Source organism: Enterococcus sp. AZ104, assembly GCF_050546705.1.
GTDB lineage: Bacteria > Bacillota > Bacilli > Lactobacillales > Enterococcaceae > Enterococcus > Enterococcus faecalis.
The window spans coordinates 1,558,452-1,581,971 of sequence record NZ_CP172952.1 but is presented as its reverse complement, the minus strand read 5'-3'; the positions used below and the strand labels follow the sequence as shown (position 1 = coordinate 1,581,971).

15 protein-coding genes are annotated in these 23,520 nt (G+C 36.0%); 13 read left to right on the top strand and 2 right to left on the bottom strand.

Features of this window, described 5'->3' with window-relative positions:
- On the top strand, positions 1-714 hold the full coding sequence (locus IGJ37_RS07625) for an ABC transporter ATP-binding protein (protein ID WP_002357209.1): 714 nt from the start codon (positions 1-3) through the stop codon (positions 712-714).
- A gap of 105 nt (positions 715-819) precedes the next feature.
- Positions 820-1,656: an ATP-dependent sacrificial sulfur transferase LarE gene (gene larE / locus IGJ37_RS07620; protein WP_002374609.1), complete on the top strand. Its 837-nt coding sequence runs from the start codon at positions 820-822 to the stop codon at positions 1,654-1,656.
- Positions 1,657-1,840: 184 nt separating this feature from the next.
- On the opposite strand, the gene IGJ37_RS07615 is transcribed toward larE, so the two are convergent.
- Both IGJ37_RS07615 and IGJ37_RS07610 read right to left on the bottom strand, forming a co-directional pair.
- Positions 1,841-3,763 (bottom strand): FUSC family protein, encoded by a 1,923-nt coding sequence (locus IGJ37_RS07615; protein ID WP_033917907.1) that lies wholly within the window; start codon positions 3,761-3,763, stop codon positions 1,841-1,843.
- A 108-nt stretch (positions 3,764-3,871) separates the two neighbouring features.
- Complete coding sequence (locus IGJ37_RS07610) at positions 3,872-5,329, bottom strand: helix-turn-helix domain-containing protein (RefSeq protein WP_002394536.1); 1,458 nt, start codon at positions 5,327-5,329, stop codon at positions 3,872-3,874.
- A 227-nt stretch (positions 5,330-5,556) separates the two neighbouring features.
- Here IGJ37_RS07610 and IGJ37_RS07605 point away from each other — a divergent pair, with 227 nt between their 5' ends.
- The 11 genes from IGJ37_RS07605 (at position 5,557) to fsrC (ending at position 23,355) form a co-directional block, all read left to right on the top strand.
- Entirely contained in the window at positions 5,557-8,217 is a 2,661-nt protein-coding gene (locus IGJ37_RS07605; protein WP_325814848.1) for a bacterial Ig-like domain-containing protein, read from the top strand.
- Entirely contained in the window at positions 8,193-8,552 is a 360-nt protein-coding gene (locus IGJ37_RS07600; protein ID WP_002397402.1) for a hypothetical protein, read from the top strand. Before IGJ37_RS07605 ends, IGJ37_RS07600 begins: the two co-directional genes overlap by 25 nt.
- On the top strand, positions 8,545-9,096 hold the full coding sequence (locus tag IGJ37_RS07595; protein ID WP_002361989.1) for a hypothetical protein: 552 nt from the start codon (positions 8,545-8,547) through the stop codon (positions 9,094-9,096). Before IGJ37_RS07600 ends, IGJ37_RS07595 begins: the two co-directional genes overlap by 8 nt.
- A 98-nt stretch (positions 9,097-9,194) precedes the next feature.
- A complete protein-coding gene (locus IGJ37_RS07590; RefSeq protein ID WP_325814847.1) occupies positions 9,195-10,175 on the top strand; it encodes a DUF916 and DUF3324 domain-containing protein in 981 nt (326 codons plus the stop codon).
- Between the two features lie 208 nt (positions 10,176-10,383).
- On the top strand, positions 10,384-11,400 hold the full coding sequence (gene adhP / locus IGJ37_RS07585) for an alcohol dehydrogenase AdhP (RefSeq protein WP_002361987.1): 1,017 nt from the start codon (positions 10,384-10,386) through the stop codon (positions 11,398-11,400).
- Positions 11,401-11,446: 46 nt separating this feature from the next.
- Positions 11,447-11,842 (top strand): hypothetical protein, encoded by a 396-nt coding sequence (locus tag IGJ37_RS07580; protein WP_202576049.1) that lies wholly within the window; start codon positions 11,447-11,449, stop codon positions 11,840-11,842.
- A gap of 514 nt (positions 11,843-12,356) precedes the next feature.
- Positions 12,357-17,984: a TIM-barrel domain-containing protein gene (locus IGJ37_RS07575; RefSeq protein WP_430598889.1), complete on the top strand. Its 5,628-nt coding sequence runs from the start codon at positions 12,357-12,359 to the stop codon at positions 17,982-17,984.
- Positions 17,985-18,065: 81 nt separating this feature from the next.
- Complete coding sequence (locus IGJ37_RS07570) at positions 18,066-20,048, top strand: amidase domain-containing protein (RefSeq protein ID WP_325814845.1); 1,983 nt, start codon at positions 18,066-18,068, stop codon at positions 20,046-20,048.
- A 418-nt stretch (positions 20,049-20,466) separates the two neighbouring features.
- Positions 20,467-21,198 carry a response regulator FsrA gene (fsrA, locus tag IGJ37_RS07565; protein ID WP_011109506.1) on the top strand — a complete coding sequence of 244 codons (732 nt, stop codon included), beginning with the start codon at positions 20,467-20,469 and terminating at the stop codon, positions 21,196-21,198.
- 88 nt (positions 21,199-21,286) lie between these two features.
- Positions 21,287-22,015 carry an accessory gene regulator AgrB gene (locus tag IGJ37_RS07560; protein WP_002377181.1) on the top strand — a complete coding sequence of 243 codons (729 nt, stop codon included), beginning with the start codon at positions 21,287-21,289 and terminating at the stop codon, positions 22,013-22,015.
- Positions 22,012-23,355 (top strand): sensor histidine kinase FsrC, encoded by a 1,344-nt coding sequence (fsrC, locus tag IGJ37_RS07555; protein WP_154064187.1) that lies wholly within the window; start codon positions 22,012-22,014, stop codon positions 23,353-23,355. The genes IGJ37_RS07560 and fsrC overlap by 4 nt, the downstream gene beginning before the upstream one ends.
- Positions 23,356-23,520: the final 165 nt, after the last annotated feature.

The following is a 23,520-nucleotide window of genomic DNA, read 5'->3' as shown; positions in this document are numbered from 1 at the left end:
ATGTATCGAGTAAATCATTTGGTTTATCGCTATCAAACGAAGCCTGTTTTTTCGCCTTGTAATTTGGAAATAGCCAGAGGAGAATATCTGGTTTTGATGGGAGATAACGGCAGTGGCAAATCCACTTTTTTAAATTTGCTCGCAGGTTTTTTAAAACCTTCCGAGGGAACGATTTATTTTATGGAACAATCATTAACGGCCTGGAAAAAAGACCCTATTCATAAAAAGAAGTATTATGCTCATTTGGGTATATTATTTCAAGAGACGGACACACAATTATTTAATGCAACAGTTTATGACGAATTGGCATTTGGCCCTAGACAGCTCCAACTATCCGAGCATGAAACAGCAAAAAGAATTAATGATTGTTTGAATTTATTAAAAATTACCCATTTAAGCAATCAAGTGCCTTATCAATTATCGGGAGGAGAAAAGAAAAAAGTGGCTTTTGCTAGTCTGTTAGTAATGAATCCAGACGTGTATTTATTAGATGAGCCGTTTGCTGGGTTGACAAAAGAATCGGAAAAATTATTTAAAAAGATAATAAAAAATCTGCATCAACTTGGTAAAACAATTATCCTTTCCACCCATGACTATTTGAGTATTTACGAGGAAGCTGATTCCATTTTATTGTTTGATTCGGCTGTCACAAGGTACTCAAAGGAAGAGATAGAAGCCAATGCTAACTTGTTACAACATTTAAAACGGTATTAAGTGTACAAATATTGACAATAATTGATACTATGAATCGTGATTTTTTCTAATGTGGAGATGTCTATAATTAATTATGTAAAAGAAAATCAATAGGAGATGGTTTAAATGTCTGTCATGAAAACGAAAGAACAAAATTTAGTTCGCGAATTACAAAAAATGGATAAGTTGGCTGTTGCATATTCAGGTGGAATTGATAGCTCTTACTTGCTAAAAAAAGCTTTGGACACTTTAGGTGCTGAAAATGTACTTGCGGTTGTTGTAAATTCAGAATTATTTTCTGATGATGAGTTTGATAAAGCGGTCGATTTAGCTAATGGATTGGGAGCAAATGTGTTAGGCCTTGAAATGAGCGAATTAGCGGATGATAGAATTGTTGCAAATAACCCTAATAGCTGGTTCTACAGTAAAAAATTATTATATAAAACTATTCGTTCGGCTATTCAGAAAGAGGGATTTGATGTTCTGGCCGATGGGATGATTATGGATGATAATACTGACTTTCGTCCTGGATTAAGAGCAAGAGATCAAGAAGGGGTCATCAGTCCGCTACAACAAGCTAAATTATATAAAATTGAAATACGTCAACTTGCTAAAGACGCAGGTATTTCCAATTGGAGTAAAGTTGCCTCATGTAGCATTGCTTCAAGAATTCCTTATGGCATTAAGTTAACACGCTCAGCTATTGATCAAGTATTTGCTAGTGAAAAATATTTACGGGAAATAGGTTTTCCAATTGTCCGTGTCAGAGCACATCATGATTTAGCACGGATTGAAATTCCAGAAGACAAACTTTCTCTGTTATTAGAAAACAGAGAAAAAATTGCAGATTATCTTAAAAAACAAGGATTTAATTATGTAACTTTTGACTTAGAAGGATTTAAATCTGGTCGAATGAATGATATCCTCACAGAAACTGAAAAAAAAGTTTTTTGTGAATGTTAGACAGATAAGTTTATAAAATTGAGTCGGTGTAACGGAGTCAGGACAGGGGTATTCCGTTACAAAAACCAAGTTTTCTGCTCGATTAGGTCGGTTGTTTTCATTGATTACTCTGCCAGTAGTTTATTAACTTTTAAGCCTAGGAAAAATTCCCTTTGGATTTTTCCTAGGCTTTTTGTCTATTTAATCATTTGATATTTGCTAAAAAGAAATTAGCTGTAGAATTTTTTAAGATTACCAGTGATTGTTCAATTTGAGGAAAATAAATGGATTGTTTGGACTGGTTGATTAGTCGATTATTTTTGGGATTCGTGAGTGAAAGTATTTGCTGTGAATAGTTAAATAACTCAATGTTTAGTGTGTCCGGCCTAACTGGCGTTAATTTTTTTAAGTAGTGTTGTGTTTTCATAAGTTCTAAAAGAAGCTCTTCCATAGCAGTTTGCATTTCCAACAGTTGATCATTTAGTTGTTTTTGTTGCATTAAGCTTTCAGCAGAGGCATCGTTACTATAAATAGGAGATTCAAGAACAATTTCTTGAATAGAATAGTTTACTCTACGTTGTACTCGATAAGCTAGTACCCAAGCATCACTTGGTAACGTGGTCTCTTCATTGATTAACGCTAGCAAAATAGAGCTGATCGTTTTTGACCAACTATTGATATTTTTACGTAATACTTGACTATGCCATGTTGGGAAAATAAAAAACATGACAAAAGCAATCAGCGCACCAATAATTACATCAAAAACTCTTGTATAGCCTGCAGAACTACCACCTAATGTGAAAGTTAACCAAGTGGTCACACTTAGCATTAGAAATGCTTGACTTAATTTACGGACGGTTTCATACAATATAACTAGCAAACAAGACAATAGCATTGGCCATAAAGGATTTAGGTTTGTTAAGTTAGCAATTAATTGAGACAAAAAGATGCCTAAACAACCACCTAAAATAGAACCAATAGTTCTTGAAGTGATTTTACCGAGTGTACCATGATACCCTGGCATAACCATCAAACAACCAGAAATAACTACCCAGAATTCGTGATTAGCTAAAGGCAAAGGGTACATGTAATTAAGTATAAGCGAACAAAAATGACAAACTAAACCTGTTAAAGCTAAACGAATTGCGAATCTAGCAGAGCTGCCTTTGTAAGAATGAAGGATCTCTTTGGCTTCTGCAAGTCCTTCTTTTGTGGGTAAGAAAGATTTAAATGAGATTTTTTTAGAGGATTGTTTGTTTTGTATCAAAAGGATTGCTGATTTTATTTCGGTGTTTGCTGAAGCAAATTCTTGAAGAGGCAGGGTTAATTGTTCTCCTTTTAAAAAGAGTTGAATTGCTTTTAAAGCAGGAAGATTTTCAGCTGCATTGGTTGAATCTAACGAACCTGCAATTGCATCTGCTTGTGAAACCAAGGGATAAATCCATGGTGTTTTTTGATGATTGACCCATGGCATTGTTTCAACAGATTCGCGTACTTTTATTCTGAAATGGACATAGCTTGCAGGTTTTCCTTGTGCTAATAAATATAATTGTTCATATAAATCGGCTACTAATTTTCGTGCTTCATTATTTTTCGGCTTAGAATAAAGACAATAGAACAAACAAAGGATGGACATACCTAAAATTATTGCACCCAGACCTTCAAAAGTTTGACCAATAGACAAATTGCCTTTTAATTGCGCACCAGCTAGTAAAGAAATGGTCCCAAAGAGACATCGAATATACAGACCAATACTAAAGTTTCTTACAATCCCTGAAAAATACAAACCAAGGACGAATAATAAAATAATGAATATACTTGACGACTGTAAAAGTATCCCCAGACTGGCACCAAGAAAAATCATTAAAATACCATCTATGGCACTTCTTTGTGGAGAGCTATGTCGTGGTAAGACACAAATTACAGTGCCCAAAAAGCTACCAACATTTACTAAAACAAAAGCGAAAGGAAAGACTATTGTTAGAACAGCACCAACAGCATTTGCAATAATGATACTAAGAACAAGGGCAAACCAGTTCTGTCTTGTATCAAAAGTTAGTATAGGGCGACTATACGCCCAAGACGATTCTAAGAAAACCTCAAAAAATTTTTTGATAGATAATTTCACAAAACATTCCTTCTTTAAAAATTTATTAGAAGCTAAAAAATTATTCCTCTGCTAGTATACACCTCTAAATTTTTTTTTCAAATTTGCTCTTTTTAAGAAAACTCACAATTATAAGCCAACATTAAGTTTAGCCATATATTTTTGTTGAATAAATTCTGTAAGCTCATGCCAACTTTCTTCATTTTCAATGGAATCTAAGTAGAAAATATCTTGATTAGAAGTAGCTTTTTCGAAAGAATCTGTGATGATGATATCCGCATTTGTGAAGTCTTCGGTAATAGAGATTGCGTTTGTATTATATAAGGAGGATAACCGTGTTTTAATAAAATAACTTGCATAAAAATCTTTGATAATTTGTAAATAGATTCTCACTTGTACTTTTTTTTCGGACACAGACAATGTGTAAAGCAGTTGACTGAGTAACTCTAAATGCGTTTCTTGGTGAACTAATTTTGCCACCGTTCCTTTTATTCGATTAAAGTATGCCACATCTGACGGAGTACAAATTTCTGGCTGCGGTAAATAAAGTGTTAAAAAAGTATAATAATTGCCCTCCGTTAAAAAGTACCAAGCATTAAAAATAGAAAGATAGTAAACGTATTGATAATCATGCTGATTTGTCAGTAAGTAGGCTACTTGCTTAAATAATTTTTTTGATAAGACACAATAAGGATGGTTAGATTCTATAAATAATTTTTCTATTTGTTTCGTTTGCTTTTCCGAAAAGATATAAGGGATAAAAATGCGAGATAAAAAATTAAAGTATAAAATTTCAGTTTTTCTTGTTTCGCATTGAATGTCAGCGAAAGAGTGTTCAAGAAAAAATAAAGTCACATGACTGTATTGATTGATCAGAATAAAAAAAGAATGCAGGTTTTTAGAGTGCGGCATCTTTAAGAAGTTTTGTGCACTTGTTCTAGTTTTAAATATCGCATATAAAATATAAAACGCTCTTTTCTTCATTCGGACATTTTTATAGGATCGTTCAAGAAGTTCATCGGGTAGACTTTTTTTTATTTCTTCAAGACTTATTTTAGAGAAAGGCCAAGCCAATTCTTGAAAGGAATCTTGTAGGAAAATGAAAGAAAACACTCGAATCGATAATTCATTGCCAGTTAATTGATAAATACCCTTAATACTAACGATTACTATATCAAAAATTTTAAAAAAGTTATTCAGTTGTTTCGTGATTTTTACCAGATAATGTTCAGAAATATATAAAACTTTAATTAATTCGTTTTTATCAATGGAAGAATGTGTGACCAATTGTACGCAATAATTAAATTGTACATTGTTTTTTAAAAGATTGAGTTTTAACGTGTAGGCGTATTCGACCGCGCTTTTTCGGTACGCTGGATTTACACAAACAATGCCATTATTGTTAGAGACAATAAAATGTTGGATTTGATAAGTATCCTCGAATTCTTGATTTATTTTTATCAGATTTTCCTTGACCGTTCTTTTTGAAATTTTTAAATTGGAAGAAATTTCATTTAATGACGTATGAGCTCGCTTCACTATGTAAAATAAAATTTCTAGCTCATTCGTTAGGTAGGATGGAAACATGTTATGGACCTCCAAAAGTAAAATTTAGGTTCATTGTAGTCTACTTTCTTTAAATTTTTGTATTGATATGTTAACACAAGCGCAATAAGAAGCGGCCATCACAATTAATGTACAGCCTTATACATTAATTGTGTGTGGCAAAGCAATTTCAATGTTGATAAGCTAGCAGTAGTTAGAATAATTATTATTTAGTTTCTAATTCCAAAAAAGGTCAAGGTGAGTAAGCAATGAAAAAAATCAACGAACAATTAAAAATGAAAATGCCAACCTACAAAAGAAAAAAAAGCATTGCTTATTTCTTTTACTCTTGTCTACTATTGGTATCGATTTCTTGTTTTTTGAGCGTGCATTTTCAAGAATGCGAGGCAGCTTCGCTCTATCAAGCGGGAGGGATAGCCATTGATTTGAGAACTGATTTACCTTATGGAATGGAGATAAGCCATGACGGTGGTAGTGGTCCTGATGGATCATTTGGAGGAAAATTACACGTAAAATTATACGGAACAGTGGACACTTCTCATACAGAAGCATTGAAGTTTCTTTCTTTTGGTACTGTAGGAATGCAATATGGACTGATGTTTCATTTGCCAGAAAATATAAGTGCAGATAATTTTAAAGCGGCTTATGACAAGGCTTTTGCGGATAATCCAGAAAATTTTTATTCAATTAGTGGACAAAAAAACACACAAATACCAATTGTTAACACAAAAGGAATGCGGACGTTTAACGGTTCTTCAGAAGATGGTTCACCGGGATGGGGTGATCCTGATCAAGATTATAGCGGAATTGATACTGAGCATCAGGTGATGTTTTGTGAACGGGGGGACACTATTAATTTTTCTTTTACTAAACTTTATGAAATTTGGCGACATGAACCTGACAAATCGGCCATAAAATTTGAACTTCATTTTGATTTAGATGTAGCTACTTTAATGAAGGATGGCGATTCAAAGGATTATTCCCTCAATAAAAATTTAACGAAACATCGCTTACCAGTATCAAATGTTTTGTCGGATGGCACTGAAAGTGATCAATTTTCGTTGTCGGCAGATTTTTTTGGTCGAACTTACGAATCAGATACAACGAATACGGTTAATCATAATTGGATATTGCTTAGTCCAGACATGTGGTTACGTGCGACAAGTTTAGCGGCAGCAGCAAAGCAAGATCCAAATAATTTGAATCATCAAATTATCACTGGAATCACTGGGAAAGTGGCTACTTGGTCTTCTTATATCTCGCCATGGGACAGCGGCGATAAAGACAATCCATTATCCAATTACAATACCCAAGATGCCTCTAAATATCCTGAAATACCTGAAAGCAAAACGATGTTACCAGGGGATTTTTTATCACCAAAGTTTACGATGAACCAAAGACAAGACAATCCGCTTAATTGGACAGATGGGTATGTTGCTCAACGGTTTGCGCGCGTAGTTAATTTTCATACTCACACAGTTGATCCTAAGGCCAATGTGAATGTCTCTTCACAACAACAAAACGGGTTAACAACCTATTTATTTAGTGGCAAAGATGGTTGTGGGCTGCCGTTAGTCAATCCGCCAGGGACGGATTCTTCAGAGCCCACAGATAAAACATATATGCGCGTCACAACAGATCCCTACCAAGTGCCAAGTTTAGAAAAGGCAGCTTTTGTTAAAGGTCAAACAACATTTCACCCGCAACAAAAGATACCAGTAGAACTAACCGTTAAGGCTCCGACAACTAGAAAAGTTCAAATTGAAGAAAAAATTTCAGGTGCTGCCCAAACTGATTTTCATAAAATTGGGGAGCAAGATTTAAAAAATTTACCAGTCACAGATGATTGCGTTAGTTTTAACTGTTTAGCAGATGCTTTACCAACTTCAGGAGATTACACATTAACATTTAGAATTCTTGATGTTGATGATACATCTAAAAGCTACTCAAATGAGAAAAGTTTAGCTGTGCACATTGATCAGGCGCAAATTAAAGTTAAATCTCAAGATACGGTTTATCAATATACTCAATGGCAACCAGAAAGTGAAGTGACTATCCTACAAACACCAGATGGTAAAAAAGGTGATTTTCGAGACGTAAGTGTCACCATATATAAACTGGACGGAGAGCAAAAGGTCCCAGTAGATGCGGTGGATACAAAAGTGGTTGGTAAATATGAAATTGATTATAACTACCTAGGATTAGAGGCGCAGACTGCACTAGAAGTCATTCCCTCTTCAGCTCATATTGGTGCACATAACGGCAGCTTTTCTGTAGGGACGCCCTTCGATCCAAAACGTCTTTTTGATAGTGCAACAGATAATGATGGACAGTCCATTCCTTATAGTAAGATAACGATTCGCTATACGCCTAAGCAGGTAAACGATGAAGTAGCGGGCATTTATAGAATTACTTATGATATCTCTAAAATAGTAGGTTTTAGTAAAAGTGTTACTGTTGATTGGACCTACTATTACTCTAATCGTCTAGACTTTTATCACTTATCTGAACAACTAATGCCTTTTGAGAACGTAAAATTTAATGGCCAAGATCAAACACAGACATTAAAAAGTTGTGAGATGAACATTGAAGATACGGGGGATCCTAATCGGACAACTGGCTGGCAGCTTGAAGTAGCCTATAATTTAAATGATCAGAAAACACAAGCGTGGAAAGACGCAGGGCTTGATCTCACGCTAAATCCAAAGTCAGTCGATTATGTAACAACTGAGCAAAATATTATGGTTAACGATGAGCAACAATTAGTAGCTGATGTAAGTAACCAATCTATCAAAAATAAAAAAGTTTTGACGAAATTACAATTATTGCCCACATTAACTATTTCAAAAGTCACACCTGCTGATAAATATGAAGCTCAGTTAATTTGGAACTTAGAAGCAACACCGTAAGGGAAGAGGGAATAGCTGTGAAATGGTTTATCTATGATTTATTGTTTGTTGCCTTTATTCTCGGTTTGCCAATTCAAGCACAAGCTGAAGACAAGACAACTGACGCACAAGCTGGCACAAAAGTCATGGTAATAGTGAAAGAGAGTGAGGATATTGTTCCACATCCCAATGAGCTTATACCTCAGACTAACGATATGCCAACTTCACGAGGACAACCTAATTTTTTACCAAAAACAAACGAGATTACGTCTCAAGAGACGATTTTAGGGATCGTGGTACTCGGAAGTACATTAATCGTCGGACTTTATAAAGAAAAGAGGAAAAATAATGAATAAAAAAATAATTGGTTTAACTGTCACTTTAGGAACGGGGATTTTTTTAATTGGTCAACAAACTGTAAATGCGGCTGATAATACCAATACCACAGCGAATGTGTCGGTTTTGGGTGGCGGATTAACCATTACACCATTAGCACAAATTAACTTTGGGACGGTGACAAAAGACGGCCAAGATCATACGCAACCAGATCAAAGCAAGTCGCAACTTATCATTAATGATAATCGTGGGACAACGAATACAGGTTGGTATCTGACAGCGAATTTAGAAGATAAAGGAAAAGGTGTCACTGGCTTAGACGGAATGACACTTCATTTAGACACTAAAAAACCTGACGGATCTTCTGAAAAAGGTACCTTTACGGGCGTTGATTTAACCACAGATGCTTCAACCATTATTTCGCTAGATAAAAGTGATATCCGTTTATCAGACACTGTCACGACAGCCAATTTAAATGCAACGTTAAATATACCTAAAAGTATTGCTGCAAATACCTACTCTGGGACCATCGTCTGGAATGCCATCGATGGAGCACCCGCCTAAGAATTTAACATAAAACGATGTAAGAAAACGAGGCAGATAAATTGAAAAGAATTTTAAAGATACTTTTTATATTGACTATTCTCTGTTTAGGTGGAGCGATGCGTGCCTGGGCAGAGCCGTCTAATACCAATAGTTCAGCAACAATTGACAATGCGAATGCGTATACAGTCACACCCGTTTTCGGAGCAACTCAAAATAACAAAACCAGTAATTTTTTTGATATGACATTAACTCCGAAACAAAAAGATACATTCAAATTAACGATAACCAATACTACGCCGAACCCTCAAAAATTTAAAGTTCAGGTAAATACAGCAACAACAAATAGTAATGGGATAGTTGACTATACAAAAAGTAGCTTTGAAAAAGATCCATCGATGAGTTTGGTACTTAGTGATTTGATTAGTCCCAATAGGAAGGACATTAGTGTTCCTGGTAAACAATCACAAACGATTGATTTTCAAATAACGATGCCAGAAAAGTTATTCTCAGGAATTTTATTAGGTGGAGTGACGATTCGACCTGTAGAGATAGCTGGGGACCAAAGCAAGGGTGGGATTCAAAATGTTTATATGCATACGATTGCTATTCGGGTGAATGAAACAGCAGAGACCATACCTGCAAAATTGGAAAGTAGTTCTGTTAAAATTGGGCAAATTAACCGCCACAATACTGTTTCGATGAAAATTAAAAATCCACAGCGGAAGTTATTGTCAAAAGTCGAAGGAGATTTTTTTGTTAAAGAAAAAGGAACAAACAAAACGATCATTCACGAAAAGAAAAATAATCTTAGTTTTGCACCAAACACAAGGTTTGATCTGCCTATTTTACTGAAAGATTCGTTTAAACCTGGAGACTATATCTATACCATTAAGTTGAAAAACCATGAGGGGAGCTGGACGTTCTCAAAAGATTTCACGATAAACAAAAAGCAAGCTGATCAGTATAATAAGCGTTCTGTTGATCATAAAGTCAAAAACCTTCACTGGCTTAAGTACCTCATGGCCTTTTTAATTCTAGTTATTTTAGGTACCGTCTGCTATATCTTGGGAAAAAAGAAGGGAAAAATGAGGTTGTAAAACCTGCCTTTAAAATAGTTGACAATTATGCAGAAAAAATCATGCCAGTATGAATTATCTATGACATAAGGGAAGAATAGCTGTCTAGCAAGGATAAATTGTCAAATTAGCGTTAATTTACGCAAGTCATTGGTGTTCCTTATTTTGGAAAGTAGTATTATACTATTATTGTTCAATGATTCACAATAGAAACAAGGAGGAAAGAACCATGTATAAAGCAATTGTCGCAGCAAAAGGAAAAACAACAAAAATTGTTGAAAAAGAATCACGTCCATTGAAAGATAATGAAGCGCGGTTGAAAATGGAAGTCTGTGGTGTCTGTCATACGGATTTACACGTTAAGAATGCAGATTTTGGCGATGTTAGCGGTTGTACCTTAGGTCACGAAGGAATTGGGATTGTGACGGAGGTTGGAAAAGACGTTACTAGTTTAAAGATTGGTGATCGTGCATCTGTTGCATGGTTTTATGAAGGCTGCGGGCATTGCGAATATTGTACTTCTGGTCGAGAAACGCTTTGTCGTTCAGTAAAAAATGCTGGATATACAGTTGATGGTGCCATGGCCGAAGAATGTATCGTCACAGACGGTTATGCAGTGAAAGTGCCAGAAAATTTAGCATCAGAGCCAGCTTCCTCTATTACTTGTGCAGGGGTAACAACCTACAAAGCGATAAAAGAATCTGGGATTCGTCCAGGTCAATGGCTAATGATTTCAGGATTAGGTGGGCTAGGTAATCTAGCTTTACAATATGCCAAGCATGTCTTTAATGCAAAAGTAGTAGCTGTTGATGTGAATGATAATCAGTTAACTTTTGCGAAAGAAATGGGTGCTGATCTTTTAATTAATCCAGTTAAAGATCCTGATTTTGCTGCACAACTTCAAAAAGAAATTGGCGGTGTCCATGCAGCAGTAGTCACTGCGGTAGCTAAATCAGCATTTAATGGCGCAGTCGATGCAGTCCGTGCGGGAGGAACGGTTGTCGCCGTTGGATTGCCTGTTGAGACAATGGATTTATCTATTCCACGTCTTGTTCTTGATGGCATTCACGTAGTCGGATCGTTAGTTGGAACCCGTCAAGATTTAAGAGAAGCTTTCCAATTCGGTGCAGAAGGAAAAGTTGTTCCTGTTTGTCAAACACGCCAACCAGAAGAAATTAATGCTATTTTTGAAGAAATGGAACAAGGAAAAATTCGCGGGCGCATGGTCATTGATTTTCGCAGTTAATTTAGTTTTTAGTGATTCGTTGATTTAATCTGAAAACCATGAAAGGATGGATGGAATGTTTGCGAATCTTACTCTCCGTGAGAGACGACTGCTTAAGCAAGCACAAGTGGGAGCCACAATTAGCTTTATTCTTTTGTTTGTACCAATTCTGACAATCAGTCTTTTGCATACTAGTGACTTATTAGCAAAATGGCTAGGTATAGTTGGGGTAATTATGGTTTTACCATTGTTGTATTTTGCGTGGCAGATTTTAAAGATAGCCTATAAAGATCAAAAAGATAATCCAACGCCTCTTTTGTGGGTTCCGAAAGTTTATGGGATTGGGCTTTCGATCAATCCCTATCACCGGTTTGGAAAGTTAATTTTTATATTGCTAGCGGTACTGATAGTTGGCATCATCATTAGTTTGCTTTTCACACCAGCAAGTCAAATCAATCACTAAAAAACGAGTAATTAACACCCTCTTGCTGAGCAGGAGGGTGTTGATTATTTTTAAATAGACTAGATTTGAGCAACAGGTATTAGATTTTTGAAAAAAGTCTTTCTTTTTCTGATGTAGATATTTTTGCAATAAAATCATCATTATAAGTGAATTAACAGGTTTATCAAGGGTTAATACTTGTTAATGGTGGCTGCTATAATTAACCGTTGACAAACACAAAAAAACCATCATACGATAATTATGTTATTAAAAAAGTGAAAAATTGGTAGTCAACAAATGAAAACGCATTCATCGGGAAATTGTGATTCTGTACTAAAATTTTTATATAAGATGAAAATAGATTGTTTTCATTTAATAATTTATTGAAAGGATGTGTTTATGAAGGGGTTACTGAAACTGACTTTCTAACAGTCTCAGTAAACTAAGAAAATCGTTATGACTTTTTATGACTTTTCATCTGGATAAAACTTTGTTGGGTTTTGGATTTTGCGAGTAATTGTGTCGGAACTATTCTATGGGGAGCAATTTTAAGGAGGAAAAAATGAACAAAGAGTATCAGGGTAAAAAAATTTACGGTAAAAAGCACTGGTTGACATTTTTATTAGTGAGTTCGTCTGTATTGGCGTTCCATTCGTTTGTTACGATGGATTCTCAAGTGGTTGATGCGCAAGAGCAAACAGCAAAAGAAGACGTAGCTGATTCAGCAACGTCAGTCGGAGCAATTGTGTCGATTGAAAAAGCGGAGAAAAACTTTGTCATTACGTATGCTTCTGGAAAAAAAGCACAAATTAGTATTTTAAACGACCATCTTTTTCGCTATCATCTAGATCCAACTGGTAAATTTGAAGAATATCCAACGCCAAATGATCCAAAGCATGTTGCGAAAATTACGGCTAAAACAATGGCCGACTATGGTACACAAGCCTTTGAGCAAACGAACGTCACAGATTCAGGAAACCAATTTATTCTAGAAAATAATGGTTTAAAAATTATGTTCGAAAAAGAAAGCGCTTTAATGGAGGTTCTAGACAAGAAAAAGAATCAAGTTATTTTAGAAGAAACCGCTCCGCTATCCTTTAAAAATGATAAAGCTACACAAACGTTAAAACAAAGTAGTCAAGAAAATTATTTTGGTGGAGGAACTCAAAATGGTCGATTTACGCATAAAGGAACAGCTATCCAGATTGTCAATACGAACAATTGGGTAGATGGCGGAGTAGCATCGCCTAACCCATTTTATTGGTCAACTGCAGGGTATGGCGTTGTTCGAAATACATGGAAACCTGGCAACTATGATTTTGGCAGTCATGATCCACAAACAACCACAACAACGCACGAAGGAACAGATTTTGATGCTTTTTATTTCTTTAATGATTCCTCAGCAGGTATTTTAAAAGATTACTATGAATTAACCGGGAAACCAGCTTTGATGCCAGAATACGGATTCTATGAAGCGCATTTAAACGCGTATAATCGGGACTATTGGGTGAAAGTAGCAGAAGGAACCGCGGGAGCAGTTAAGTTTGAAGATGGTAATTTTTACAAAGAATACCAACCAGGCGATCTAGGAAACTTAAATGGCACGCTAGAATCTTTAAATGGAGAAAAAGAGAATTATCAATTTTCTGCACGCGCAGTTATTGATCGATATAAGAAAAACGATATGCCGTTAGGGTGGTTCTTGCCAAATGACGGCTACGGTGCTGGCTATGGCCAAACAGATTCATTGGACGGCGATGTACAAAACTTAAAAGAATTTACAGAGTATGCTCAAGCCAATGGTGTTGAAGTGGGGCTGTGGACTCAATCTAATCTCCATCCAGCGGATCCTAAAAATCCTAAAAAAGGAGAACGGGATATTGCGAAAGAAGTTAGTGTCGCTGGTGTTAAAGCTCTCAAAACTGACGTGGCGTGGGTCGGGTATGGGTATTCCTTTGGCTTAAATGGTGTAGAAGATGCCGCGAATGTTTTTGTAAAAGAAACAGACGGCGCAGTTCGTCCGATGATTGTTTCATTAGATGGTTGGGCCGGAACCCAACGGCACGCTGGTATTTGGACAGGCGATCAAACGGGTGGTCAATGGGAATATATTCGCTTCCATATCCCAACATATATCGGGACTTCGTTGTCTGGACAACCAAATGTCGGTTCAGATATGGATGGAATTTTTGGTGGAAAAAATAAAGAGGTCAACATACGTGATTTCCAATGGAAAACTTTTACACCAGTGCAGCTAAATATGGACGGCTGGGGCTCCAATCCAAAAACGCCATTTGCTTTTGATCAAGAAGCCACAGATTTGAACCGAGCGTATCTAAAATTAAAATCAATGATGATGCCTTATAACTACAGTATTGCCAAGGAATCAGTTGATGGACTACCAATGGTACGGGCCATGGCTTTAGAATTTCCTAATGAAGGAACAGCATATACAAAAGATTCTCAATACCAATATATGTGGGGACCCAATTTACTCGTTGCCCCAATTTATAATGGCAATCAAGATGAGGCAGGAAATTCAATCCGTGATGGAATCTACTTACCAGATGAAAAACAAGTCTGGGTTGACTTATTTACAGGCGAAAAATATCAAGGTGGCCGTGTCTTAAATGGAGTAAAAACACCGCTGTGGAAGGTGCCCGTTTTCGTCAAAGATGGCAGTATTATCCCAATGACGAATCCAAACAACAATCCAAAGGAAATCCAACGAGATCAACGATCTTTCTTGATTTATCCAAATGGCACCACTTCTTTTAATATGTATGAAGATGACGGAATTTCAACTAGTTATGAAGCTGGGCAATCAGCTACGACTAAAATAAATAGTCAAGGCCCTAAATCAAACGAAAAAGGGGATCTGACCGTTACTATCGAACCGACAAAAGGAAGTTATAAAGACTTTGTTGATGAACGAAGCACCACGCTTGATTTGCTAGCTTCAGAAGCGCCCGAAAGCGTAACAGCAATGGTGGGGGGGACAGAAGTAACCTTGAAACAAGCAGCTAATAAAGAAGAATTTTTAGCTGGCACAAATCTATATTATTTTGATAAAGAATTCCAAGTGAATCAGTATCTTTCTGAAGCTTCAGGAGAAAAACTGAACCAATCAGCGTTATCAGTAAAACTAGCGAAACAATCTGTGACCGCCAAAGATGTTCAAATAACTGTCAAAGGTTTCATTAATAAAGGAACGGTTGACGGAGGAAATACAACGGTCGATGACCAGTTAACTATTCCGGCAAATGTCGCAATCAATGAAGAAAAAACAACGCCATCTTCTTTGACTCTTCAATGGGATCAAGTAACTGAGGCAACAAGTTATGAAGTAGAGCGTGACGGGACTGTTTTCGGAAATATTCAAACGAATACAGCAACATTTGATGGATTTCCCTTCCTAAGCGAACATACTTTTCGAGTTCGAGCTGTTGGAAAAAACGGGGTCTCTGAATGGAGTGAACCGATTAAAGGAAAAACACAAGATGATCCCTATAAAGAAACAATTAATCAAGTCAAAGCAACAAGTAATTTACCAGAACAACCAGGCGCAGAATTGAAGAAATTAACAGATAAAGATTTAAGTACAGGTTGGCATACGAACTGGTCAACCGGCATCGCTAATCCAAGTGATGGAAATTTCTTGACTTTAAAATTTGATCTTGGTGCGGAGTATCAAATGGATAAAATTGAATACTTGCCAAGAGACAATGCCGGCAACGGAAATATTTTGCAGCTCCAGTATCGGACGTCGAAAGATGGAGCTAATTGGACAGAGTTTTCAGAACCTATTAACTGGAAGCAAGATGCTTTGACAAAAACCATTGAAACGAAGGACCAAGCGTATCGTTTTGTTGAAATGAAGGTATTAAAATCGGTGGGTAATTTTGGCTCTGGTCGTGAGATGCTCTTTTACAAACAACCAGGATCAGAAGGAATCTTACATGGAGACATTACTAACGATGGAACGATTGATGAAAATGATGCAATGAGTTATCGAAACTATACAGGCTTAGAATCGGTGGACAGTGACTTTAATGGCTATGTTGAAAAAGGTGATTTAAATAAAAATGGGGTAATTGATGCTTATGATATCAGTTATGTTTTACGACAATTAGATGGTGGGATTGAGATACCTGATGTCGAAGAAATTGCGGGCGGTTTATCCCTTGCTGTGGTTAATGAAAATGGCAAGGATACTTATCTTCCTGGCGATACATTAACCTTTACACTTAAAGGTCAAGACTTAAAAAACATTAATGCGTTAAGCACAAAAATGTCCTTTGATTCTAGCAAATTTGAACTTGTCGGTCAGCCTGCAACCACGAATAATACAAAACAAATGGAAAATTATTCTAAATATCGGAAACATTCAAATGATGTGGAGAATCTATATTTAGTTCTTAGTAATCAAGGAAATAAACAATTGTTAAATGGTTCAATGGACTTAGTTACCTTTAAAGTTAAAGTAAAAGAAACAACTCGCGTAAAACGTGCGACAACTGTTGAGCAGCTATTACAATTTGATATGAGTCAAGGATTATTAGTGGGCCAAGGATTCCAACAAGCAACACTTTCAGATTTTTCTGTAACAGTGAAGCCAACAGAGCTAGTAGATAAAGAGTTATTACAAGCGCTAATTACGCTAAATCAAGCACGTGTCGAAAAAGAATATACGCCTGAAACTTGGGCAATCTTTAAACCAATCTTAGATGAGGCAGTAGCTGTTCTAGCCAATGAGCAAGCCACACAGACAGACGTTTCTGCTGCTGTGGAAAATCTAGAAAAGGCTGTAGAACAGTTGGAAAAAATGCCTGATGTAGCGAATAAAGCTGATTTAGAAAAAGCAATTCAAGAGGGGCTGGCGAAAAAACCAAGTGATGGGCAAGAATTCACCGAAGAAACTAAAAAAGTTCTCGAAGAGTCATTAGCAGCAGCTCAAAAAGTATTTGCTCAAGAAAAAGTTACCCAAGAAGAAATAGACCAAGCGACTAAAACATTGCGTGAAGCAATTGCACAATTAAAAGAACAACCCGTCGCCGTTGATAAGGAAACCTTAAAAGAGCAAATCGCTCAAGCCCGAGGAAGAAAGCCGGAAGAAGGATACCAATTTACAAAAGAAACAGAAAAACAATTGCAAGAAGCAATTCAAGCGGCTGAAGCAATCGTAGCGAAAGAAACGGCGACAAAAGAAGAAGTCTCAGCGGCTCTAAACGCATTGGAAACTGCAATGGCTCAATTAAAAGAAGTACCCCTTGTAAATAAAGACCAATTACAAGAAGTTGTCAAACGAGCGCAGCAAGTCACTCCAAGTGAAGGGCACCAATTTACTGCCTCCTCGTTACAAGATTTACAAAAAGCGCTTTTAGCAGCTAAAAACACATTGGAAAACCCAGCAGCTAATCAAAAAATGATTGATGAAGCGGTTGCTGAATTAACTAGTGCCATCGATGGGTTACAAGAAGAAGCGTTAGTTACAGATAAAAAAGCCTTAGAGGCAATGATAGCCAAAGCAAAAGCAATCAAACCATCTGCCGGAAAAGAATTTACTAGCGAGTCTAAAGCGCGCTTAACTGAAGCAATTGACCAAGCGGAAGGGATTTTAGCTGATAAAAATGCTCGGCAAGAACAAATTGATACTGCTGAAAAAAATGTAAAAACTGCTTTGGATAGTTTAGAGGAACAAGTCCTTCAAACGGATAAAACAAAGTTGAAAGAACTGCTTCAAAAAGCAGAAACCTTGAAACCTAAAGCAGGAAAACAATTTACAAAAGCATCGCAAGAAGCTTTAGCTGAAGCAATTAAACAAGCAAAAGCACTTGTTGAGGACCCAAATGCGACGCAAGAAGCTGTGGACAAATGTTTAAGTATTTTATCACAAGCCATTGAAGCAATGGCAGAAGAGCCAATCAGTAGCAACTCTACAGGCAACAATGGAAATCATAGCACGGTTAGCGGGACTGGTGGCGTAACCAGTCCAGGAAAGGGCACAGCAGCAGGTGGAACGACAACGAAAACCACCACTTCTGGTACTTTGCCAAAAGCAAATGAAGTTGTTTCGCCAATCTGGTCAATTAGTGGTTTTCTATTAATAGTAAGTATTGGTTTAGGAAAATTATTCTTCAAAAATAAAAAAGACCAAAATTAGCGTATCATTAACTTACAAGGCGCATTTGTACAAAAACAGTGTGCAAATGCGCGAGTATGTAATAGGAGAGGATTTTTACGAATGAAAAGAAAGAAAATCAAGAATCAACTACTTGTTTTAACAAGTATTCTCGTTCTTCTGAGTTTGGAAGTCGCTCCAGTTGTTACGTTGGCTGCAGAATTACCAAGTAGCTCGCTACAAACAGCTCTGTCCTCGGAAACGACAATTACTTCGGAAGAAAAAGTAATTGAAACAACCGAAACAACCGAAACAACTGTTGCTACATCGACAACGTCCACTAGTAGTTCGTCATCTGAATCAAATAGTTCTACCGATACGACTACCGAATCAACGAGTCATTCAACGACAGAAACGACAACCACAAATACTAGTTCTGAAACAAAAAAAGAACCTACAGAGTCGACGGTATCATCAGAAATCACGCAGCCTGTTGAACAATCGCAACCAACACAAGTTCAACCACCACAAGTTCCTGTGACCAAGCAAGAACCCGAAGAACCTATTCAAGTTCCTGAAGCCACCAATAACGTTGTTGAAGAAAATCAGGCTGTATCGTTAAATCCGTCCCTCAAAGTAGATGAAATAGCTTCTTCAAATTTAAAAGGCTACGAACTTCCACTGTTGTCGTCTTTTGGCGAAAAGAAACGGGCAGTTGTGGTGGCTGAAGCATTAAGACACGTTGGGAAAACAAAAAAAGAATTTAATTTGACGGAGCAAGCATTGACCAGTAGTTTCCTTGCCCAAAAAGTTTACCAACAATTATTTAAAATAGACATTGGCAGTACGCCGCAAGAACAAATGACATTTGGTAAAGTTCGTTCTATAGAGGAGGCAGAACCTGGTGATCTGATTTTTTGGCAAACAGCTGAAGGAAAAACGCTTCAAAATGGTGTTTATCTTGGCCAAGGAAAATATTTAATTGCCGCAGCGGAAGCGGATTCTAAAGAGAAACCAGAAGTAATCGCTCAGTTAGAGAATATCTATACTGCCAAACAACAACCAGACTCAAAAGAGGAAAAACGCTTGGTAGTGACTAATCCTTTTAAGGAGTTCATATTAACGGAGTATGGCAAAGAAGTTTTAGCAACATATGGTGCGTCATTTGAAATGCAGAAGTCAGAACAAGCCACAGCGTTTATTAAAAAAATTGGTGAGACAGCCAGAGAACTTGGCGAAAAATACGATGTTTTTGCATCAGTGATGATAGCTCAGGCTATTTTAGAAAGTGGCTCTGGCGAAAGTCAACTAGCCAAAGAACCTTATTATAATCTCTTTGGCGTGAAAGGTTCGTTCCAAGGAAATAGTGTTAGCTTTTCAACAAAAGAGGCTGATCAGAGGGGCCAACTTTATACAATTTCCGCTGGGTTTCGCGATTACGGTGGCTATAATGACTCACTGCAAGATTATGTTCAATTACTCCGACAAGGGATTGACGGAAATCAAGATTTTTATAAACCAGCGTGGCGTTCGGAAGCCAAAAACTACCTTCAAGCAACGCGTTTTTTAACAGGTAAATATGCAACAGACAAGCAATACGATAATAAATTAAATTCGTTAATTGCGGTTTATAACTTAACGCAATTTGATTTACCAAAAACAGTGGACGGTTTGATTATCCAATCTAAAAATGAGCTGTCGGAAGCGGAACAGCAACAAATGCATTTTCCAGTCTATGATGGGATCAATTATAATCGGAGTGGTAGCTATCCCGTGGGCCAATGTACGTGGTATGTCTATAATCGTTTCAAACAGTTGGGCACTTCTGTGGATGAATTTATGGGAAATGGCAGTGACTGGGGAAGAAAAGGACGTGCATTAGGCTATCAAGTTAGTTCATTGCCTAAAGCTGGTCGTGCGATTAGTTTCCAACCAGGAGTTGCTGGCGCAGATAATCAATATGGACATGTTGCTTTTGTTGAAGCGGTCACTTCTGATGGAATCATTATTTCTGAAAGCAATGTCATCAATGATCAAACGATTTCGTATCGTGTCTTACCTAATGCAATTGCTTATAGTAGTGGCGTGACCTACATTGGCGCTTAAGCGACTCATTCAACAGGAAGAAGTGTGGATGTTTAAGTAAAAAGTTAGCACAATGATCCATGTGTGAACTAACAAATTAAAATAACCAGAATCGACCAATGAATTGATTTTGTCATGTATAAAATGACAAGAACAGTTTGGCGGTTGATTCTTTGTTTTTCATCAACGAAGAGACAATCGTCCTCATGATTCGTTAGAAAAAGATGAATAGTCCAAAGTACTCTTTCTTGATGCTTTGTTATTTTATGTTTTTGTTTGCAGGAAACTACTGAAATCGCTATACTAAATTTATGTGAATATACTAACAGACAATCAATTTTTTATCTCTTTTATTGGTGTATAAATTGATTGAACATTATAATCATTTGTCTTTTGTTGTGTAATTTTATATCTTCTTGAGAAAGGGATGAGTGAACAAATGGCTATTTATATATTAGAAGACCAAATTATTCAAGCAAAAGCGTTAGAAGTATTGTTAACAAATATCCTACATTCAAGAAATATTTATAATGAAACAATCCATTTATTTTCACGTTCAGATGAATTATTACAAGTGGCACACCAGGACGCCCAACTAAATATCTTTTTCCTAGATATTCAAATGAACAATCATATCCAGGCAGGATTTGAGGTTGCCAAAGAAATCAGAAAAACAGACAGTGAAAGTCTGATTGTATTTATTTCTACTCACACAGAATTAGTTTTAACTTCTTACAAATATATGGTTTCAGCTCTTCAATTTATTCAAAAGAACGTGGATTTTCTAGATTTCCAAAAAGAGGTCGAAACATGTGTCGATGCATATATTCAACAAAAAGAAAATATAAAGACAAAAAGTGAATATATTATCATTAACTTAAAAGCATCCTCTATAAAAATGGATATTAATGATATTTATTTCTTTCAAACGGAATACGATCATCGTGTGTCAATGGTTGGTAAAAATTTTAAAAGAGAATTTTATGGAACGTTATCAAAAATTGAACAACTGCATCCAGATTTGATTAGAGTCCATCAATCAATCATCATCAATAAAAAATATGCGTCAAAATTAAATTATAAAACGCATCTTTTAACTATGAGAGACGGAACGGAAGTACCAGTCTCAAGAAGATATTATACTCAGGTCAAGGCACTATTTCTTACTTAGGGAGGGATAATGACTAATTAAGGAATTATCTATCTATTAGTCGCTATATTCGTTATAATTTAGTGCAATACTTGAAGAGGAGGGCGATATGCTAATCGATTGGATTCTAAAAAATATTATGGATATGGATCAGGAAGATCAATCAGGAAAAACACAATGGACAAAGTATTATCTAACCGTTTATTTTTCTGGCTTATTTAATTTTCTGATGATTCTGATTTTATCAGTTTTATTTGGGACGTTAAGCGAAACCTTTATTGTATACGTCGTACTGATTTTTTTACGGCCTGTCGCAGGTGGCTGGCATGCAAAAACCAAATGGCTCTGTCGTCTAGAAAGCATTGTTATCTATGTTGCCATACCATTTGTATTGAAAAATTCTTCTGTGAGCTTACCGTTTATTTATAAAATTCTATTGATTTGCCTCTTAGTTGTATTATTTTATTGGTATGCGCCACAAGGAACAGCAATCGAACCTGTTCAACCATCTGATTTAAACGTGCTCAAAAAGCAAAGCCTTATAAGGGTGTGTTTACTTATTTTATGTAGTCTGTTTGTCAAAGAAAAGATTGCTTCAGTAATACTCTACGGTCTCGTCATCCAAGGTCTGATGATACTCCCTGTAACAAAAAATTTAATTGAAGGAAGTGTTTTTATGAAATTTGGTAAAAAAATAATTAAAAATGTTATTGAAAAAAGAGTTGCAAAAGTTAGTGATGGTGTGGGAACTAAGCCTAGATTAAATCAAAATTCGCCCAATATATTTGGACAATGGATGGGACAAACTGAAAAACCTAAAAAGAATATTGAAAAATGATTTTGTCATTATTAGCTACTAACGTTTTGCTTGTATCTAGCTTTATCGTTTTTGTCTTTTTACGAGTAACATTGATCAAGATTGAATGTAAAATACCGTTACTTTCATTGCTTATTGTCATTAATCTTTGTTCGTTTGCGGCATTAATGTTGGGCTACTCTTGGTTGATTTATGCGCTGACAGTCGTTATTTTTACAGGATTTTTACTCATTCACAAAAAGAGGTTCTCAATTTTTAAAGCAATATTTTTATCCGTTTTTACATTGCTTATGGTTTCGTTTATCAATTACACGGAGCAAACGATTTTAAGTGTTTTTTTTCAACAGATTTATCAAAATAAATTATTATGGATTGCCTCAAATGTTATTCTGTTGCTTATAAATATCTGGATTGCTTTAAAAATTCCCAATAGTGTTTTTTTAAGATTAAATCGTGTGTTAGAAAATAGCCGAATTTTTTTTGGTTGTTTACTTTTATTGTTGATTCTGTTGTTACTTTTTGTGTTTTTGATTTCGCCAGAGATTTCACCTGACTTTATGCGAGGATTTGTCACGGTAAATAGTTCTAAATTGGAGTTATTAATAAGTGTAGGTTTATTTTTAATTCTGATTGGTTTAGTCATTGAAGCTTATTTGGAAGAACAACGTATCAACACTCAATTATTGAATAATTTAACGATTTATACTGAAAAAATAGAATCCATTAACGAAGAGCTAGCGATGTTTCGTCATGACTATAAAAATTTATTGTATAGTTTACAAATTGCTATTTCATACGAAGATATTCTGGAAATCAAAAGAATTTATGAAGAAACGATTGCACCAACCAAAAAAATTATTGATAATGAAGAATTTGAACTTATGAAGTTAAATCGTTTGAAAAATATGGAACTTAAGGCACTCATAAGTATGAAAATTAATACCGCAAAGCAAGCAAAACTAAAAGTGATTGTTGATGTGCCAGAAGTATTTATTCTTGATACATCAATCGACTTAGTGGTTGTGATTCGTTTGTTGGCTATTCTATTAGATAACGCGATTGAAAACAGTGCAAAATCAGAATTGAAAATGTTCGCTATCTCGATTTTCAATAAAAATGAAACACAAGAGTTTGTGATAACAAATAGTGTCCAAGCCGAATTTGATTTTAGGGTTATGAAGAAAACCAAATTTAGTTCTAAAAGTAACCCTGAAGAGCACGGTTGGGGATTGTTATACGTAAAAGAAATTGTTGATTTTTCAGATCAATTTGATTTGCAAACGTCCTTCAATGAAGGATCGGTTACTCAACATTTAATTATTGAAAAAAATCATAATAGTAAAAAAGTTGTTAACGAATGAATTTGTTAACAACTTTTTTGCTATGGTATTGAGTTATGAGGGGCAATACAGGGAAAAATGTCGGCTGATTAAGGAATTTAGATAGTGCCGGTTAGGTAGTTGTCTATAATGAAAATAGCAACAAATATTTACGCAGGGAAAGGGGCGGTCGTTTAACGGGAAAAA

Bases quoted from the DNA above. Each gene is read 5' to 3' on its own strand.
- IGJ37_RS07625 (WP_002357209.1), top strand. From the start codon at position 1: ATGTATCGAGTAAATCATTTGGTTTATCGCTATCAAACGAAGCCTGTT.
- larE (WP_002374609.1), top strand. From the start codon at position 820: ATGTCTGTCATGAAAACGAAAGAACAAAATTTAGTTCGCGAATTACAA.
- IGJ37_RS07610 (WP_002394536.1), bottom strand. From the start codon at position 5,329: ATGTTTCCATCCTACCTAACGAATGAGCTAGAAATTTTATTTTACATA.
- IGJ37_RS07605 (WP_325814848.1), top strand. From the start codon at position 5,557: ATGAAAAAAATCAACGAACAATTAAAAATGAAAATGCCAACCTACAAA.
- IGJ37_RS07595 (WP_002361989.1), top strand. From the start codon at position 8,545: ATGAATAAAAAAATAATTGGTTTAACTGTCACTTTAGGAACGGGGATT.
- IGJ37_RS07590 (WP_325814847.1), top strand. From the start codon at position 9,195: ATGCGTGCCTGGGCAGAGCCGTCTAATACCAATAGTTCAGCAACAATT.
- adhP (WP_002361987.1), top strand. From the start codon at position 10,384: ATGTATAAAGCAATTGTCGCAGCAAAAGGAAAAACAACAAAAATTGTT.
- IGJ37_RS07580 (WP_202576049.1), top strand. From the start codon at position 11,447: ATGGATGGAATGTTTGCGAATCTTACTCTCCGTGAGAGACGACTGCTT.
- IGJ37_RS07575 (WP_430598889.1), top strand. From the start codon at position 12,357: ATGGGGAGCAATTTTAAGGAGGAAAAAATGAACAAAGAGTATCAGGGT.
- IGJ37_RS07570 (WP_325814845.1), top strand. From the start codon at position 18,066: ATGAAAAGAAAGAAAATCAAGAATCAACTACTTGTTTTAACAAGTATT.
- fsrA (WP_011109506.1), top strand. From the start codon at position 20,467: ATGGCTATTTATATATTAGAAGACCAAATTATTCAAGCAAAAGCGTTA.
- IGJ37_RS07560 (WP_002377181.1), top strand. From the start codon at position 21,287: ATGCTAATCGATTGGATTCTAAAAAATATTATGGATATGGATCAGGAA.
- fsrC (WP_154064187.1), top strand. From the start codon at position 22,012: ATGATTTTGTCATTATTAGCTACTAACGTTTTGCTTGTATCTAGCTTT.